Consider the following 15,688-nt stretch of genomic DNA (forward strand, 5'->3'; position numbering starts at 1 on the left):
CCGCCCCGGTTCTGGGTGGCCTATTCGGACGGCGGCACGTAGCCTTCGGCCTTGGCGTATTCTTCGCCGGAAAAGAACTTTTCCATTTCGCCTTGAAGGTATTTGCGGTCTTCGGCGTTCATCATGTTCAGGCGTTTTTCGTTGATCAGCAGGGTCTGGTGTTTTTGCCAGTCCGCCCAGGCCTTGGCCGAGACATTGTCGTAGATGTCCTGGCCTTTGACGCCCGGGAACGGCGCGCGCTCCAGGCCTTCCAGTTGTTCTTTGTACTTGCGGCACATCACGGTGCGGATCATTGCAACTCTCCTGCGTTCAATACGGCGGCCGCGCGTTCGAGCAAGGTCTTGACCGGGGCGGCGAGGCCCAGGCGCGGCGGGGTGGCGAGGTTATACCAGAGCCAGTCGGCCTCGGCCACGTGATGGCCGGTTTCCCGGACCCGGACCAGCCAGGGTTCGATCGCCAACTGAAAGTGGCTGAAAGTGTGTACCAGGCTCGGCATCTGCTGATGATTGCCCAGCTCCAGCGAGTGTTGCAGGGCCAGGTGTTGCAGGTCGTCGAGGTCGTCGAGTTCCGGCAGGCTCCATAAACCGCCCCACAGGCCCGTGGAGGGGCGACGATAAAGCAGAATCGCGCCTTCGCGGTTGGCCAGCATCGGCATCAAGGTGCGTTTTTTGGGCACATCCTTGCGTGGCTTGGGGATCGGGTAGCGGGTCTCCAGGCCGAGCATGTGGGCTTGGCAGCCTTTTTTAAGCGGGCAAAGCAGGCAGCTGGGTTTGCTGCGGGTACAGAGCGTGGCGCCCAGGTCCATCATCGCCTGGGTGTAGGCGTTGACCCGGTCTTGAGGCGTGAAGCGCTCGGCAGTCGCCCACAGTTGCTTCGCGACCTTCGGTTCGCCCGGGTAACCTTCCTGGGCGGTGAAGCGCGCCAGCACCCGCTTGACGTTGCCATCGAGGATCGGTGCCCGCAGGCCCATGCTGATGCTGGCGATGGCGCCGGCTGTGGACAGGCCGATCCCCGGTAATTCGGTGAGTTTTTCCACGTCGCGGGGGAATTCACCGCCATATTGGTCGACTACGATCTTCGCGGTTTTCTGCAGATTACGGGCGCGGGTGTAGTAGCCCAGGCCGGTCCACAGGTGCAGCACTTCGTCTTCCGGCGCGGCGGCCAGGGCTTGCACGGTGGGCAGCGAGGCCATGAACCGGTCGAAATAATTGAGCACGGTGCTGACCTGGGTCTGCTGCAGCATGATTTCCGAGACCCACACCCGATACGCAGTGATGTCTTGCTGCCAAGGCAAGTCGTGGCGCCCGTGGCGGTCGAACCAGTCCAGTACGGCGCTGGAAAACTGCTCGGCTGTCATCGCTTGAACAACCCCTTGAGCGCGTCCTTCAGCTCGGGGCTGACCTTGTCGCCGAGCTTCTCGTCGATCTTCTCATTGAGCTTGTCGCCGAGGCGGTCGCCGGCCAGTTTCGCGGCGACTTTGCCCAGCCCCTCGTTGTCCAGCCGGCATGCCTTCGCGCCCAGCTCCAGCGGACCGCGGCAGCGCAACGGCCATTCGACATCGACGTAACGTTCGTTGACCTGGCAAGCCGGGTCGGGCATGTCGCTCTTGTCGCCTTCGATGATGATGCCGACGCGGTAGTCCATGCCCAGCACACGCAGGTCGATATCGCCGTTGCCGTTGACGGTCATGCCAGGGATACGGACCTTCAGGTCCGGGTTGTTGGCCACGCCGCTGCGGAAGGTGAGATTGCCGTTGAGTTGCTCGAATGGGGTGTCCTTGCCCCGGGGCTCGCCACTGAGGGTTTTACGATTGAGGGTGGCGATGCCCCTGCACAACTGCTGCTCGAGGTTGGCATTGAGCAGGACGCCGTCGTTGATGACGAACCCGGCAGTACCGTTGAGGCTGTCGATCAGGGCCTTTTGGCTGTTGCCACTGGCGGTCACGGCGCTGTTGAGTGTCACCAGGCCTTTGACGGGCGGATTCTTGCCCTGGCTTTCGATGATTTTCTCGGCCGGTACCCGGTTGATGCGAGTTTGCAGGCTCAACTGCGGCGTGGGCTGGCGCACGTCCAGCGTGCCTTTGACTTCGAAGTTGCCGTTGTACAAATCGCCCCGCAGGTTTTCCAGGGTCAGCAGGCCGCCCTGGCCGGTGGCCTTGAGCGCGGCATTCTGGATCGGCAGTTTATCGAGGGTCAGTTGGCCGAAGGTCAGGTCGGCATCCAGGTCCAGTTTGCCCAGGCGTTCGACCGGAAACAGCCGGTCGTTGCTCCAGGCGCCCTGGGTGGGCGCGCTCGGCAACGGTGTGCTGCCGGCGCCCGCCATGGCACTGGCTTCGGTGTTGCTGACCTCCGCCTCTCGGGCCGCCTTGGAACTGTCGGCCTCGGCGGATTTTGGCGGCAGGTAGCGGTCAACGTTGAAGGTATCGGCCTTGAGCTGCGCACGCAGTGACTGCTTGGCAAAGTCTTCCACGGCGATACGACCGCTGAAGGTGCTGTCGTCGATTTTCAGATTGATACTATTGAATTCGGCGCTGGTCGGCGTGGCCGCAATACGGGTGACCAGTTCGACTTTGCTCAAGCTGCCTTCGGCCATGGCCGGCAGTTTCTGACCGACGCCGTCGACGAATTTCGCCAGGTCGAATTGGGCGATCGACATGCCGCCGCTCAGTTGCGGGGTCTTGTCCAGATCATTGACCTTCAGTTCGCCCAACGCCCGCAGTTGATTGATGGAAAGCTTGATGCCGGTCCATTCGGCGACGTTCGCCGCTTTATCCAGGAGTAGCTGCCCGTGTGCCGCGAACGTCACGGTCTTGCCTTGCAAAGGGTCGCCCGTGGCTTCGCCGGACAGCTTCAGGTCTTCGAACTTGTAGCGCTGCAAGGCGCGCTCGAAGCGCAGCTCGCCCGTGACCTCGGTGCGCACCCGCACGGCTGGCTGGTTGCTGGCCAGGAATGCGGTGAGAGTGACCGGAATGTTGGTGGAATCATGGATCGGGCCAGTGCTCAGTTGGATGCTTTCGGCGGTGAACTGCCGGCCGGCCTGCTCGTCGGTGTATTCGACCCGGGCGTTGTTCACGGTCAGGCTGTCGATGTCCAGGCGGGTTGGCTGGGCCGGTTTCTGCGCCGGGGCGCTGTCCCCAGGGGCAGGCTGTTCGGCCGGTGCCGGGGCGTTTGCCGTGGTTTTAGAGGCGGGTGCCTTGCCGATGTCTTCCCAATTGCCGTGGCCGTTCTTGTCACGGTTGAGTCGCAGGTTCAGGCCTTCGACGCGCACGTCGCTCATCTGCACTTCGCGGCGCAGCAGTGGAATCACGCGCACGGAAAGGCCGAGCATCTGCAGGTCGGCGAACGGTTGTGTCGGGTTTGCCAGGGTGGCGACACTGGCTTCGTGCAATTCCAGACCCAGCCACGGGAAAAGGCTCCAGCCGATGTCGCCATTGAGGGTCAGCTCAATGTGGGCCTTGTCGCGGGCTATCTGGCGGATCTCTTCTTTATAGTCGTTGGGATCGAAGAGGTGGGTCAGGGCAAAGCCCAAGGCCACAATGACCAGCAACAGCCCGAGAAGTACCAGACCCAGGATTTTGCCGAACGCTTTCATGGGCGAGTCCTTGTAGGTTGAGTTCAAAATTTAGCCTGGGAGTATAACGCCCTGACCTAGTGGCGCGTTGGGTGATCGTTCTTTCTGACAGGCCTGTGGGCCATGGAACCGTGGCGAGGGCCGCGCTGAGCTCCCGGATCTAGGCCTGCTCCAGTGCCAGTTTCAATTTGGCCGCCAGCGCCTGGGCTTCCAGATGACCGGATGGGGCCAAGAGCTTCAGTTCGGCACCGTGTTGCGTAGCCATTTTCCGGGCTTCGCTGACCAATCGTTCCGCCACCCCACGACGACGGGTGACGTTTCGCACGCACATTTGGGACAAGTGCCAGACGTCCTGGTGCCGTTGCAGCCGTGCGGCACCGAGCAACCGGTCATTGAAGCGGGCTGCGATCAACGCGCCGTCCTCCAGGCATTTGTGTATCAATTGTGTGCCGTCAGTGAACGGCTCGAACAGCCAGGCCGGGGCATCCTGGTAGATTTTGTGCAGGTCCTGCCGGTCCCGACAGGTGGCGTCATTCAACTGCTCGACAACGATGGGCATATAAATTCCTGAAAAATAAACGATTCACGCCCTACAGAAAACGTGCAATGGCGCGATAAGACAGAAGATGTAAAAAAGGTGATAGCACTTTGGCTTTTCTGTCATAAGCAAATGGTAACCTTTACCCGTTCGCCCGTCCTTCTGCGACTCAATGTCGCACCAAAATGAAGCTTCACCAGAAAATACAGTCGCGCTTTGCGTGCAATAAGGCTGAGGGTGATGCATGGCTGGCGAGCCATACCAATAACTGGGGGATACATAATGAGCACGAGCATCACGGCGGACGGCTTTGCCGCCCAGCCTGCGTTCCTCTCCAAGGAACGCATTATCGCCAAGCCCGGATTCAACCGGTGGCTGGTTCCACCGGCCGCACTGGCCATCCACCTTTGCATCGGCATGGCCTACGGCTTTTCGGTGTTCTGGTTGCCGTTGTCCAAGGCACTGGGCGTCACCAAGCCTGTAGCCTGTGCACCGGACATGAGCTTCATCGCACAAGTCTTTTCATCCCAATGTGACTGGCCGATCTCGATGCTCGGCTGGATCTACACCCTGTTCTTCATCTTCCTGGGTTGCTCGGCAGCCATCTGGGGCGGCTGGCTGGAACACGCCGGGCCACGTAAGGCTGGCGTTGTATCGGCCTTGTGCTGGTGCGGCGGTCTGCTGATTTCCGCGCTGGGTATTTACACTCACCAGATATGGCTGATGTGGGTCGGCTCCGGGGTAATCGGTGGTATCGGCTTGGGGCTGGGCTACATCTCCCCGGTTTCGACGCTGATCAAGTGGTTCCCGGACAAGCGTGGCATGGCCACCGGCATGGCGATCATGGGCTTCGGCGGCGGCGCGATGGTAGGTGCACCGCTGGCTGCAGCGCTGATGAGCCATTTCTCTTCGCCGACTGAAGTGGGCGTATGGCAAAGCTTCCTGGTCATGGCCGCGATCTACTTCGTGTTCATGGTCGGTGGCGCCCTGTCGTACCGCGTCCCGCCGACCGGCTGGAAGCCTGAAGGCTGGACCCCGGCACCGAAGAAAGCTGCGAACGCGATGATCACCCATCGTCACGTTCACGTGAACGTGGCCTGGAAAACCCCGCAGTTCCGTCTGGTATGGCTGGTGCTGTGCCTGAACGTATCCGCCGGTATCGGCATCATCGGCATGGCATCGCCACTGTTGCAGGAAGTGTTCGGCGGCAAGTTGCTCGGCAATGACTTGCCTTTCGGTCAGTTGGATGCTGCGCAACTGGGTCAGATCGCGGCCATTGCGGCCGGTTTCACTGGTCTGCTGAGCCTGTTCAACATCGGTGGGCGGTTCTTCTGGGCATCCTGCTCGGATTACCTGGGTCGCAAGAACACCTACTTCGTGTTCTTCGCCCTGGGCTTTGCCCTGTACGCGCTGATCCCGAACCTGGGTCATCTGGGCAGCGTCGCGCTGTTCGTGGCGGCGTTCTGCATCATCCTGTCGATGTACGGCGGCGGTTTTGCCACCGTGCCGGCCTACCTGGCGGACCTGTTCGGTACGCAAATGGTCGGCGCGATCCACGGTCGGCTGTTGACCGCTTGGGCCGCAGCAGGCGTGCTGGGTCCGGTACTGGTGAACTACCTGCGTGAATATCAGCTGAGCATCGGCGTTGAACGCGCTGCGGCCTATGACATCACCTTGTACATCCTCGCCGGCCTGCTGGTACTGGGCTTCCTGTGCAACCTGATGGTCCGTCCGGTCGCCGACAAGTACTTCATGACCGACGCCGAACTGGCCGCCGAACAGGCGCTGGGCCATGACAAGGGCGCTGACAGCACCACTTCGCTGGAGTGGAAAGCCGCGCCGGGCACCAAGCCTTTGGCGATCGCCGCCTGGTTGGTGGTGGGCATTCCGTTGGCGTGGGGTGTCTGGGTAACCCTGCAGAAGACGGCGGTGTTGTTCCAGTAATACGCTAGCCCGAACCCGCTGGGGTGAGGGCGAATCTTGTGGGAGCGAGCCTGCTCGCGATGAGGGAGGGTCAGCCGGCATCATTGTCGGCTGATCCACCGCTATCGCGAGCAGGCTCGCTCCCACATTTGTTTTGGGTGATGGCCACAATTGCTTGTACGGACATGTCTATCGCCGACAACCCGTCAGGGATATCACCTCCCGTGTTTCTGTTTGCCGCTCGCGCCCCTATAATGGCTGCCTTTTTCGCCCAATGATTTTGCGGAGCTGGTGATGGCCGAACGTAAGGCGTCTGTCGAGCGCGACACTCTGGAAACCCAGATCAAAGCCTCGATCAACCTGGATGGCACCGGAAAGGCCCGGTTTGATATCGGCGTGCCTTTTCTTGAGCACATGCTGGACCAGATCGCCCGTCATGGGCTGATCGACCTGGATATCGTCAGCAAGGGCGACCTGCACATCGACGACCACCACACGGTGGAAGACGTCGGTATCACCCTGGGGCAGGCTTTCACCAAAGCCATCGGCGACAAGAAAGGCATCCGTCGCTACGGCCACGCCTACGTGCCGCTCGATGAGGCGCTGTCGCGTGTGGTCATCGACTTCTCCGGTCGTCCGGGCCTGCAAATGCATGTGCCGTACACCCGTGCCACCGTTGGCGGCTTCGACGTGGACCTGTTCCAGGAATTTTTCCAGGGCTTCGTCAACCACGCCAATGTGACCCTGCACATCGACAACCTGCGCGGGCACAACACCCACCACCAGATCGAAACCGTGTTCAAGGCTTTCGGCCGCGCGCTGCGCATGGCCGTGGAGCTCGATGACCGCATGGCCGGGCAAATGCCCTCCACCAAGGGCGTCCTGTAATGCAGACGGTCGCGGTTATCGATTACGGCATGGGCAACCTGCACTCGGTGGCCAAGGCCCTCGAGCACGTGGGCGCCGGCAAGGTACTGATCACCAGCGATGCCGACGTGATTCGCGAAGCCGACCGGGTGGTCTTTCCCGGTGTTGGTGCGATTCGTGACTGCATGGCCGAGATCCGTCGCCTGGGCTTCGATTCACTGGTGCATGAAGTCAGTCAGGATCGTCCGTTCCTTGGCATTTGCGTGGGCATGCAGGCCTTGCTCGAGAGCAGCGAGGAGAACGACGGCGTCGATTGCATCGCGATGTTTCCAGGCCAGGTGAAGTTTTTCGGCAAGGATCTGCACGAAGACGGCGAGCACCTGAAAGTCCCGCACATGGGCTGGAACGAGGTGAAGCAGACGGTGGATCACCCGCTGTGGCACAACATTCCGGACCTGGCGCGCTTCTACTTCGTGCACAGCTACTACATCGCGGCCGGTAACGCCCGGCAGGTGGTGGGCGGCGGTCACTATGGCGTCGACTTCGCCGCGGCCCTGGCCGATGGTTCGCGCTTCGCCGTGCAGTTCCACCCGGAGAAGAGCCATACCCATGGCCTGCAGTTGCTGCAGAACTTCGCCGCGTGGGACGGGCGCTGGTAATGGCCCGCAAGAAACCGCCGATCCTCACCCTCACGCCCGAGCAGGAAAGTGAGGCGAACCTCAAGATCCAACGGTTCATGGAGGATCGTTTCGAACTGGACCTGGGTTCGTTCGAAGCGGCGGAAATTCTTGAGTTGTTTACCCGCGAAATTGCTCCGCACTATTACAACAGGGCGATTTTCGATGTGCAGGCGCACCTTAAAGAAAGGTTCGAAAGCATCGAAAGCGACTTGTGGGCGCTCGAGAAAAACTGATTTCCGAGTCAAGCTGAACATTCGAATTTGAAGGTTTGCCAGATGCTGATTATCCCCGCTATCGATCTCAAGGACGGCGCTTGCGTACGTCTGCGTCAGGGCCGGATGGAAGACTCCACGGTGTTCTCCGATGACCCGGTGAGCATGGCCGCCAAGTGGGTGGAGGGCGGCTGCCGTCGCCTGCATCTGGTTGACCTGAACGGTGCCTTCGAAGGGCAGCCGGTGAACGGCGAAGTGGTCACGGCCATTGCCAAGCGCTACCCGAACCTGCCGATCCAGATCGGCGGCGGTATCCGCTCGCTGGAAACCATCGAACACTACGTCAAGGCTGGCGTGAGCTATGTGATCATCGGCACCAAGGCGGTGAAAGACCCGGCGTTTGTCGCTGAGGCTTGCCGCGCCTTCCCGGGCAAGGTCATCGTTGGCCTCGATGCCAAGGACGGTTTCGTCGCCACTGACGGTTGGGCTGAAGTCAGCACCGTGCAGGTGATTGACCTGGCCAAGCGTTTCGAGGCCGACGGGGTGTCTGCCATCGTCTACACCGACATCGCCAAAGACGGCATGATGCAGGGCTGCAACGTTCCGTTCACCGCCGCCCTGGCCGCCGCCACGAAGATTCCGGTGATCGCCTCCGGCGGCATCCATAACCTGGGCGACATCAAGGCGCTGCTCGACGCCAAGGCGCCTGGCATCATCGGCGCGATCACCGGTCGCGCGATCTACGAAGGCACGCTGGATGTCGCTGAGGCCCAGGCCTTCTGCGATTCCTACAAAGGCTGAGGACTGACCATGGCGCTGGCCAAACGCATCATCCCTTGCCTGGACGTGGACAACGGCCGGGTGGTCAAGGGCGTCAAGTTCGAGAACATCCGCGACGCCGGCGACCCGGTGGAAATCGCCCGTCGCTATGACGAGCAGGGCGCGGACGAGATTACCTTCCTCGACATCACGGCCAGCGTCGACGGCCGCGATACCACGCTGCATACCGTCGAGCGCATGGCCAGCCAGGTGTTCATCCCGCTGACCGTGGGCGGTGGCGTGCGCACCGTGCAGGACATCCGCAACCTGCTCAACGCCGGTGCGGACAAGGTGTCGATCAACACCGCCGCGGTGTTCAACCCGGAATTCGTCGGCGAAGCGGCCCAGCGTTTTGGTTCGCAGTGCATTGTCGTGGCCATCGATGCCAAGAAAGTGTCCGGCCCGGGCGAAACCCTGCGCTGGGAGATCTTCACCCACGGTGGGCGCAAACCCACCGGCCTGGACGCCGTGGAATGGGCGAAGAAGATGGAAGGCCTGGGGGCCGGTGAGATCTTGCTGACCAGCATGGACCAGGACGGCATGAAAAACGGTTTCGACCTGGGCGTCACCCGCGCCATCAGCGATGCCTTGGGCATTCCGGTCATCGCCTCCGGCGGCGTCGGCAACCTGCAGCACCTGGCCGATGGCATCCTTGAAGGCCATGCCAGTGCGGTACTGGCGGCGAGCATTTTCCACTTCGGCGAATACACCGTGCCGGAAGCCAAGGCTTACATGGCGCAGCGCGGAATCGTCATTCGATAAGCGGGCACAACCGAGCCCCGATGCTCACCTCAGGGGGCGACGGGGGGTGTGTTCTGCGCCCCTGTCGCAGGGCTCAGTACGTCAATCCTCGGCTCGGATGCCTGGCCTGATTTGTCGTAGGCGATTGTGCAGAATTTCAGCGGCAGTTCTGCATCTGGAAACCAGAAATCCATGTAGGTGTGGGTCAGATACTGCTCATCCCTTGAGCAATCTGTGGTGTCCAGCGGGCCAAATTTGACGGCGTAGGTCCGGTACTCGCTACCGCGTGCCAGCTCCACGCCGACTCCGCTGCTGATCGACAAATCGGGCTGCGCCGTTGGCGTGTCATCAAGGACTTCCACCACAAGGGACAGTCCATTCTTGATGAGTCCGACCTGCGCTCCTTGAGTCGCGGAATCAACGCCAAGAATGCAAAGGAAATAGAAACCGGGCTGGGCGCCGATCTCGCTGTTGATAAACGCGTCGTTAGAACTTATTGCGTCGCTGTAATAATGGCCACTTTCGCAGTCCTTCGCAGTGCGCACGGTCTTGTGGCGATAAAAAGCGGTGCTGATGGAGAAATGGTAATCCCATGTCGGAATTTCCATCGTCCCGTCATCCCGTTTTTTGAGCCTCTTGTACCTTGCGGGCTCGTTGGCATCAGCACTCACGGTAAACGCTGGATAAAGCGGACAAGAGGAAGTTGCCTCATTGGCAATGTGGCCTTGTACAAAGCATCCGTTGAGAAAGATCGTCGGGTTCCCATAAACGTTTTTGGGAATGGCCTTATAGACATCCCCAACCCGCGTACAGGGTGCATGTTCGTCGCATGGAGCGAAACCGGCCGCCAGGTTACCGGTGCCTATTACGCCTATTATCTCGTTGGAGTAACGATCAAGAATCGGCCCCCCTGAACTGCCGCCGGCTATATCCTGACAGCGCGTCATCACGTTGTTTCGCCACACCCATGGGCCTTCCACTATTTCCCGAGCAGGCTGCAAAGTGCAGGCAGCCATGCGCAATGTGGCTTTGTCGAAACCCTGCGGGGCACTCACGATCAGCACATCAGTCCCGTCGGCAGGCTTTTGTCGGGCCAGCTCCAGGGGCTGTATACCTTCCTCAATGAGTTTCTGAAGGCTGACGTCCAATTCTATGATCGCCAGATCAACGCCTTGCATACTGCGCCATGCCACCTTTTTCAGCGCGTAGGTTTTGAATAACTCGGTGTCGGCGAAGTAATCGAACTGCATGACCCCGCTGACCGGTTTATCCGTCACGATGTTGCCGTTGCCTTTTTCGATACAGTGTCCTGAAGTGAGTACATAGGCGGGTGTTGGTTGGGGTACCGAGGCATCCTGAGTGTCGAGGAGCGTCGCGGTACAAGAGCCGTCGATAAACAGGCGTCCGACGCCCCGCCAGTGGTTGTGTGATCCATCCGCGTTTTCAAGAACCTTTGAGGCCGTAAAATTTTGCATGCCTTCGCCAAAGTCCTGGCTGTGGGCGATACCCTGCAAACTCAGCGAGCAGAGCAGGCCGGTCAGCAGAAAGGAGATCGATTTCATCGAGTAGTACCTTTGGTTAGTTGAATGAAAACCGGCAGTGGCCGGTGTTCTCCAATTAATCAGGTAGGGGCTGACGGTTGGCGGTAAATAGTTACCTCAACGGTGAGAGTGCTCTTTTATATTTTGAGTCGTTGAGCAGCCTGGGCAGCAAAGGGCTGTGGACATGCTCGCAGGCCCGAGGCACTCTTGGGCACGCCATGGATTCGGGTAGCAGACATGTTCAGACGCATTCTTTTGGTTCTTGCCAGTGCCTCTTTGTTGTTCGTCAACGGGGCGCAGGCTCAAGATCGCCGTGACGTCGGCCTGGTGTTGCTGACGGAAAACTTCCCGCCCTACAACATGGCCAAGAATGGCAAAAACTTCGCTCAGGACGAGAACATCAATGGCATCGCGGTGGATATTGTCCGCGAGATATTCAAACGTGCCGATATCAGCTACAGCCTGACACTGCGTTTCCCGTGGGAGCGAATTTATAAACTGGCCCTGGATAATCCCGGGTACGGCGTGTTTGTCACGGCGCGATTGCCCGAGCGTGAAAAACTCTTCAAATGGGTCGGCCCGATTGGCCCGGACGACTGGATCATGCTCGCCAAGGCCGACAGCAAGATTTCCCTGGACTCGTTGGAGCAGGCGCGTCAATACAGGATCGGGGCTTACAAGGGTGACGCGATTGCCGAGACCTTGGCCAAGCAAGGGCTGAACCCGATTGTCGTGTTGCGCGATCAGGACAACGCCAGGAAGCTGGTCAATGGTCAAATCGATCTGTGGGCCACCGGGGATCCGGCCGGGCGCTATCTGGCGCGTGAGGAAGGGGTGAGCGATCTCAAGACCGTGCTACGGTTCAACAGTGCCGAGTTGTACCTGGCGTTGAACAAAAACGTGCCCGACGACGTGGTCGCCCGCCTTCAAGCGGCCCTGGATGAACTGCGCAAGGAAGGTGCGGTGGACGCGATCATGGCGCGGTATCTCTGATCGCCGATTCGGTTCCGAATGCGCAAATCTGTGGGAGCGAGCTTGCTCGCGAAAGCGGTGGGTCAGCTTGAAGAGATGTTGAATGTACAGCCGTCATCGCGAGCAAGCTCGCTCCCACAGGTATTGTGGGTGTCTGCAAATAATGTGTTCACCATGGATCACTGTGGGAGCGAGCCTGCTCGCGATAGCGGCGCCGCGGTTTGAGATCGAGCCCAACCGCTACCGATAAACCCCATCTTTGCCATGCCCAGCCATCGCCCGATTGCTGCGCAAGCTGATCATCGACTTGATGTCGATCCATTCGATGCCCTGAGCCTTGAGCCTGGGCAGTTCGCGTTCGAGCACGGCCAGGGTCTGCGGATAGGGATGGCCAATCATCACCGCAGAACCCTGCTGGCGAGCCAGCTCTATGGCGACCTGAAGCTGATGGGCGATGGCCGCTTCGGTGCGCTCATCGTCCAGGAACACATCGCGCGACACGCTGGCGAGGCCGATTTTTTGCGCCTCGGCGGCGGCGACTGTCTGGGCGCTGGTGCGGCTGTCGACAAAGAACTTGTGTCGCTGCTGCAAGTTCGCCATCAACCACGCCATGGCCCGCGGCTGGGAAGTCATGCGGCTGCCCATGTGGTTATTGATCCCGCTGGTGAAGGGCACGGCGGCGAATGCGGCGTCGAGGCGTTTTCCCAACTCTTCAAGGGGCAGTTCCGGATGCCAGGCGAACGGCCCGGTGGCCGGGTCCATGGGCATGTGCAGCATGACGACCTTGCCGGCGCGATGGGCTTCGCGGGCGAGTTCGGCAGCGTGTGGCGTGTCGGGCATGATCGCCGCAGTGACCGGGCCGGGCAGGGCCAGCACGCGGCGATCCCGGGGCAGGTTCTGCCCCAGGTCATCGATGATCAGGCTCAGGTAGGCCTTGTGCGGTGCCGGTGCCGGTGTGGCGGGCGCGGCAAAGGCCGCGCCAGCCAGGCAGCACACCAGGCCCACCAGGATGAAGCGCAGGCCCATCTCAGCGGCCGGAGGTGATGTTCAGTCCTTTGAGCAGGCTCAGGGCCTGAGCCAACTGATAATCATCATCCTGCGGCATGGGCTTGGCCTTGGCGCCGGAACCGGTCGGTTTGTCGGCGCCGCCGTTGCCATTGCCCAAGTGACCCTGCAAGTCAGCTTCCTTGAAGTACTCGCTGTCCTGCTCGCTGGTGATCTTGGCCTTGCGCACCTCGATGTCCGGGACGATGCCCTGGGCCTGGATGGATCGGCCGTTAGGGGTGTAGTACAGCGCAGTAGTGATCTTCAGGGCGCGGTCATTGTTGAGCGGCAAGACGGTCTGCACCGAGCCTTTGCCAAAACTGGTGGTGCCCATGACGACACCGCGTTTCTGGTCCTGCAGGGCGCCGGCGACGATTTCCGATGCCGAAGCGCTGCCACCGTTGATCAGTACCACCAGCGGCACGGCTTCGCTCAGGTCGTTGCCGGTGGCCGAAAAGCGCAGCTCGGAATTGGCGATGCGGCCCTTGGTGTAGACGATCAGGCCCTTGGTGATGAAATGGTCCACCACCTCCACGGCCGATTGCAGCACGCCGCCGGGGTTGTTACGCAGGTCCAGGACCATGCCGTTGAGCTTCTTGCCGTTGTCCTTGCGCAGCTTGGCCAGGGCCTTGGCGACTTCTTCGCCGGTCTTGACCTGGAACTGGGTGATGCGGATGTAGCCGTAGCCCGACTCCAGCAACTGGCTCTTCACGCTTTTGACCTGGATGATCGCGCGGGTCAGGGTCACGTCGAACGGCGTGCCGCCATCGCGCACCAGGGTCAGGGTAATCTTCTGGCCGATCTTGCCGCGCATCTTGTCCACGGCTTCGGTCATGCTCTGGCCGCGAGTCGGCTGGCCGTTGATCTTGACGATGAAGTCACCGGCCTGGATGCCGGCCTTGGAAGCAGGCGTGTCGTCGATGGGCGAAACCACTTTGACGAAGCCGTCTTCGCTGCCGACCTCGATGCCCAGGCCGCCGAACTCGCCGCTGGTGCTTTCCTGCAGCTCGGCGAAATCTTCCGGCCCCAGGTAGGCCGAGTGGGGGTCAAGGTTGCTGAGCATGCCCTTGATGGCGTTCTCCAGCAGCAGCTTGTCGTCCACCGGTTCCACGTAAGCGGCCTTGATCCGGTCCATGACTTCGGCAAAGGTGCGCAGTTCGTCCAGCGGCAGCGGGGCCTTGGTGGTCGCGGCCGTAGCGGCGGTCGACGAGGGGGCCGGTTCAGCGGCGAACGCCAGGGGCGCACCGATCACCAGGGCGATCGTCAGGGCCAGCGAGGTGAGGCGGGACAAATGCAGCATGTCGAACGAACTCCTGAGTTGGATGGGCGCGCTTATCCTTGCGCACGACACCATTGGGTCGGGTCACTGGGGCGACCCTGCTGACGAATAGCGAAATACAGCGCTGGCGTATCCTGCCCGCCACTGTTACCAACCGTAGAGATGGACTCGCCGGCCTTGACTACATCGCCGGCCGCCTTGAGCAGCGTCTGGTTATGGCCGTACAGGCTCAAATAGCCGTTACCGTGATCCAGGATCACCAGCAGGCCGGCGCCGCGAAGCCAGTCGGCGAACACCACACGACCGCCATGCACGGCATGCACCTGGCTGCCGGCAGTGGCGCTGATCATCACGCCGTCCCATTTGGTGCGGGTATCATCGCCGCGGGTTTGGCCGAAGCGTGCAAGCAATCGACCATTGACCGGCCATGGAAGTTTGCCCCGTGCCGAAGCAAAGGCGCCGCCGAAGGTTTCACCCCCTGCCGAAACCAGGGGGCCAGGGCTTGATCGGGCAGGTTTGCGCGGTGCATCGCTGGCGTCGGCCTGGGCCTCACGCAAGCGCTTTTTTTCGGCTTCCTGCTGGGCGATCAGCGCCTTCTGGCGCGCTTCTTCCGCCTCTCGAGCCTGGCGTGCCAGGGTTTCTTCGATGGTCTTCAAGACTTTTGCCAGTTGAGCCTGGTCCTGCTCGCGAGCCTTGAGCTTGCTGTCGCGGGCCTTCACGTCCTCATTGAGCTTGGCCAGGGCGACCTGACGCTCCTTGCGAACCTTCTCGAGTTCTTCGCGCTGGGTGTCGAGGCTGCTTTTCTGCACCAGCAACTGGGCCTGCTGCAATTCAATCTCTTTTTCGACATTGGCCAGCTGGCGCAGGGTTTCGTTAAAGCTCTTGAGTTGCTCCAGGCGTGCCTGGCTCAGGTAATCGTAGTACGTGAGTGTGCGAGCGAATTTCTCGGGGTTCTGCTGGTTGAGCAACAGCTTGAGGTACTCCTGACGGCCGTTCTGGTAGGCCGCGCGGGCCTGGATGGCGATCAGCTTTTGCTGTTCAGTGCGCGCGCTCTGGAGTTTTTTTTTCTCCGTATCGAGTCGCTGCAACTCGGATTCACTTTTCTTCAGCTCTTGTTGCAGGGCGTCGACCTGCTTTTCCAGCTTGCCCATCTCGGTCTCGGTACCGCGCAGATCTTTCTGCACGCCGGACTTCTCTTCCTGCAACTTGCCCAGCAGCTTTTTCAGCTCGGCAATGTCCTGACGCGTGGCGTCCAACTGCTGTTGGGTTTGTGCGCGCTCGTCAGCGAAGGCCGGTTGGAGCAGGCAGGTCAGAGCGAGGGCTATCAGAACGCGAAGCATAGAGGCGGGCGACACCAGGGAAAGGGACGGCCTAGTATGCCCGCCCCACGCTGCAAAAAAAACGCCCATTTGGGGCTGTGTGATAACTGGCCCAAAAAACACCAAAAACCAATGTGGGAGCGAGCTTGCTCGCGATGGCGCCAGCACATTCAACAAAGATGT

15 protein-coding genes are annotated in these 15,688 nt (G+C 60.7%); 7 read left to right on the top strand and 8 right to left on the bottom strand.

Annotation, left to right across the window (positions count from 1 at the left end; all coding sequences use genetic code 11):
• Positions 1–20: 20 nt before the first annotated feature.
• The 4 genes from T3A99_RS27390 to panM all read right to left on the bottom strand — a co-directional run bounded on the left by T3A99_RS27390 (position 21) and on the right by panM (position 4,129).
• Positions 21–293, bottom strand: a complete 273-nt coding sequence (locus T3A99_RS27390) for an oxidative damage protection protein (RefSeq protein WP_047226893.1) — start codon at positions 291–293, stop codon at positions 21–23.
• Entirely contained in the window at positions 290–1,357 is a 1,068-nt protein-coding gene (mutY, locus tag T3A99_RS27395) for an A/G-specific adenine glycosylase (RefSeq protein ID WP_047226894.1), read from the bottom strand. Before mutY ends, T3A99_RS27390 begins: the two co-directional genes overlap by 4 nt.
• On the bottom strand, positions 1,354–3,591 hold the full coding sequence (locus tag T3A99_RS27400) for an AsmA family protein (protein ID WP_274090781.1): 2,238 nt from the start codon (positions 3,589–3,591) through the stop codon (positions 1,354–1,356). The genes mutY and T3A99_RS27400 overlap by 4 nt, the downstream gene beginning before the upstream one ends.
• A 139-nt stretch (positions 3,592–3,730) precedes the next feature.
• Positions 3,731–4,129: an aspartate 1-decarboxylase autocleavage activator PanM gene (panM, locus tag T3A99_RS27405; RefSeq protein WP_047226896.1), complete on the bottom strand. Its 399-nt coding sequence runs from the start codon at positions 4,127–4,129 to the stop codon at positions 3,731–3,733.
• Positions 4,130–4,390: 261 nt separating this feature from the next.
• Between panM and T3A99_RS27410 the strand changes: the two genes are divergently transcribed.
• The 6 genes from T3A99_RS27410 to hisF all read left to right on the top strand — a co-directional run bounded on the left by T3A99_RS27410 (position 4,391) and on the right by hisF (position 9,371).
• A complete protein-coding gene (locus tag T3A99_RS27410; RefSeq protein ID WP_047226897.1) occupies positions 4,391–6,052 on the top strand; it encodes an OFA family MFS transporter in 1,662 nt (553 codons plus the stop codon).
• Positions 6,053–6,325: 273 nt separating this feature from the next.
• Positions 6,326–6,919 carry an imidazoleglycerol-phosphate dehydratase HisB gene (gene hisB / locus T3A99_RS27415; RefSeq protein WP_003186751.1) on the top strand — a complete coding sequence of 198 codons (594 nt, stop codon included), beginning with the start codon at positions 6,326–6,328 and terminating at the stop codon, positions 6,917–6,919.
• Positions 6,919–7,557: an imidazole glycerol phosphate synthase subunit HisH gene (gene hisH, locus T3A99_RS27420; RefSeq protein ID WP_047226898.1), complete on the top strand. Its 639-nt coding sequence runs from the start codon at positions 6,919–6,921 to the stop codon at positions 7,555–7,557. The genes hisB and hisH overlap by 1 nt, the downstream gene beginning before the upstream one ends.
• Positions 7,557–7,811, top strand: a complete 255-nt coding sequence (locus tag T3A99_RS27425; protein ID WP_076383347.1) for a DUF2164 domain-containing protein — start codon at positions 7,557–7,559, stop codon at positions 7,809–7,811. Before hisH ends, T3A99_RS27425 begins: the two co-directional genes overlap by 1 nt.
• Before the next feature lie 42 nt (positions 7,812–7,853).
• A complete protein-coding gene (gene hisA / locus T3A99_RS27430) occupies positions 7,854–8,591 on the top strand; it encodes a 1-(5-phosphoribosyl)-5-[(5-phosphoribosylamino)methylideneamino]imidazole-4-carboxamide isomerase (protein WP_047226900.1) in 738 nt (245 codons plus the stop codon).
• Positions 8,592–8,600: 9 nt separating this feature from the next.
• Positions 8,601–9,371 (top strand): imidazole glycerol phosphate synthase subunit HisF, encoded by a 771-nt coding sequence (gene hisF / locus T3A99_RS27435; RefSeq protein ID WP_322834990.1) that lies wholly within the window; start codon positions 8,601–8,603, stop codon positions 9,369–9,371.
• Between the two features lie 29 nt (positions 9,372–9,400).
• On the opposite strand, the gene T3A99_RS27440 is transcribed toward hisF, so the two are convergent.
• Positions 9,401–10,912, bottom strand: a complete 1,512-nt coding sequence (locus tag T3A99_RS27440) for a trypsin-like serine peptidase (RefSeq protein ID WP_173406449.1) — start codon at positions 10,910–10,912, stop codon at positions 9,401–9,403.
• Between the two features lie 216 nt (positions 10,913–11,128).
• Here T3A99_RS27440 and T3A99_RS27445 point away from each other — a divergent pair, with 216 nt between their 5' ends.
• Positions 11,129–11,884: an ABC transporter substrate-binding protein gene (locus T3A99_RS27445; RefSeq protein WP_322834991.1), complete on the top strand. Its 756-nt coding sequence runs from the start codon at positions 11,129–11,131 to the stop codon at positions 11,882–11,884.
• Positions 11,885–12,103: 219 nt separating this feature from the next.
• On the opposite strand, the gene T3A99_RS27450 is transcribed toward T3A99_RS27445, so the two are convergent.
• The 3 genes from T3A99_RS27450 to T3A99_RS27460 are packed head-to-tail and all read right to left on the bottom strand — an operon-like array spanning position 12,104 to position 15,526.
• Positions 12,104–12,889 (bottom strand): divergent polysaccharide deacetylase family protein, encoded by a 786-nt coding sequence (locus T3A99_RS27450; protein ID WP_047226904.1) that lies wholly within the window; start codon positions 12,887–12,889, stop codon positions 12,104–12,106.
• Position 12,890: 1 nt separating this feature from the next.
• A complete protein-coding gene (locus T3A99_RS27455) occupies positions 12,891–14,207 on the bottom strand; it encodes a S41 family peptidase (protein WP_047226905.1) in 1,317 nt (438 codons plus the stop codon).
• 32 nt (positions 14,208–14,239) lie between these two features.
• On the bottom strand, positions 14,240–15,526 hold the full coding sequence (locus T3A99_RS27460; RefSeq protein ID WP_047226906.1) for a murein hydrolase activator EnvC family protein: 1,287 nt from the start codon (positions 15,524–15,526) through the stop codon (positions 14,240–14,242).
• Positions 15,527–15,688 lie beyond the last annotated feature (162 nt).

The sequence above is a fragment of the Pseudomonas sp. N-137 genome (genome assembly GCF_034555295.1).
Classification (GTDB): Bacteria; Pseudomonadota; Gammaproteobacteria; order Pseudomonadales; family Pseudomonadaceae; genus Aquipseudomonas; species Aquipseudomonas rhizophila.

Bases quoted from the DNA above. Each gene is read 5' to 3' on its own strand.
- T3A99_RS27410 (WP_047226897.1), top strand. From the start codon at position 4,391: ATGAGCACGAGCATCACGGCGGACGGCTTTGCCGCCCAGCCTGCGTTC.
- T3A99_RS27440 (WP_173406449.1), bottom strand. From the start codon at position 10,912: ATGAAATCGATCTCCTTTCTGCTGACCGGCCTGCTCTGCTCGCTGAGT.
- T3A99_RS27445 (WP_322834991.1), top strand. From the start codon at position 11,129: ATGTTCAGACGCATTCTTTTGGTTCTTGCCAGTGCCTCTTTGTTGTTC.
- T3A99_RS27400 (WP_274090781.1), bottom strand. From the start codon at position 3,591: ATGAAAGCGTTCGGCAAAATCCTGGGTCTGGTACTTCTCGGGCTGTTG.
- hisH (WP_047226898.1), top strand. From the start codon at position 6,919: ATGCAGACGGTCGCGGTTATCGATTACGGCATGGGCAACCTGCACTCG.
- T3A99_RS27460 (WP_047226906.1), bottom strand. From the start codon at position 15,526: ATGCTTCGCGTTCTGATAGCCCTCGCTCTGACCTGCCTGCTCCAACCG.
- hisA (WP_047226900.1), top strand. From the start codon at position 7,854: ATGCTGATTATCCCCGCTATCGATCTCAAGGACGGCGCTTGCGTACGT.
- T3A99_RS27390 (WP_047226893.1), bottom strand. From the start codon at position 293: ATGATCCGCACCGTGATGTGCCGCAAGTACAAAGAACAACTGGAAGGC.
- T3A99_RS27425 (WP_076383347.1), top strand. From the start codon at position 7,557: ATGGCCCGCAAGAAACCGCCGATCCTCACCCTCACGCCCGAGCAGGAA.
- hisF (WP_322834990.1), top strand. From the start codon at position 8,601: ATGGCGCTGGCCAAACGCATCATCCCTTGCCTGGACGTGGACAACGGC.
- panM (WP_047226896.1), bottom strand. From the start codon at position 4,129: ATGCCCATCGTTGTCGAGCAGTTGAATGACGCCACCTGTCGGGACCGG.
- hisB (WP_003186751.1), top strand. From the start codon at position 6,326: ATGGCCGAACGTAAGGCGTCTGTCGAGCGCGACACTCTGGAAACCCAG.
- T3A99_RS27450 (WP_047226904.1), bottom strand. From the start codon at position 12,889: ATGGGCCTGCGCTTCATCCTGGTGGGCCTGGTGTGCTGCCTGGCTGGC.
- T3A99_RS27455 (WP_047226905.1), bottom strand. From the start codon at position 14,207: ATGCTGCATTTGTCCCGCCTCACCTCGCTGGCCCTGACGATCGCCCTG.
- mutY (WP_047226894.1), bottom strand. From the start codon at position 1,357: ATGACAGCCGAGCAGTTTTCCAGCGCCGTACTGGACTGGTTCGACCGC.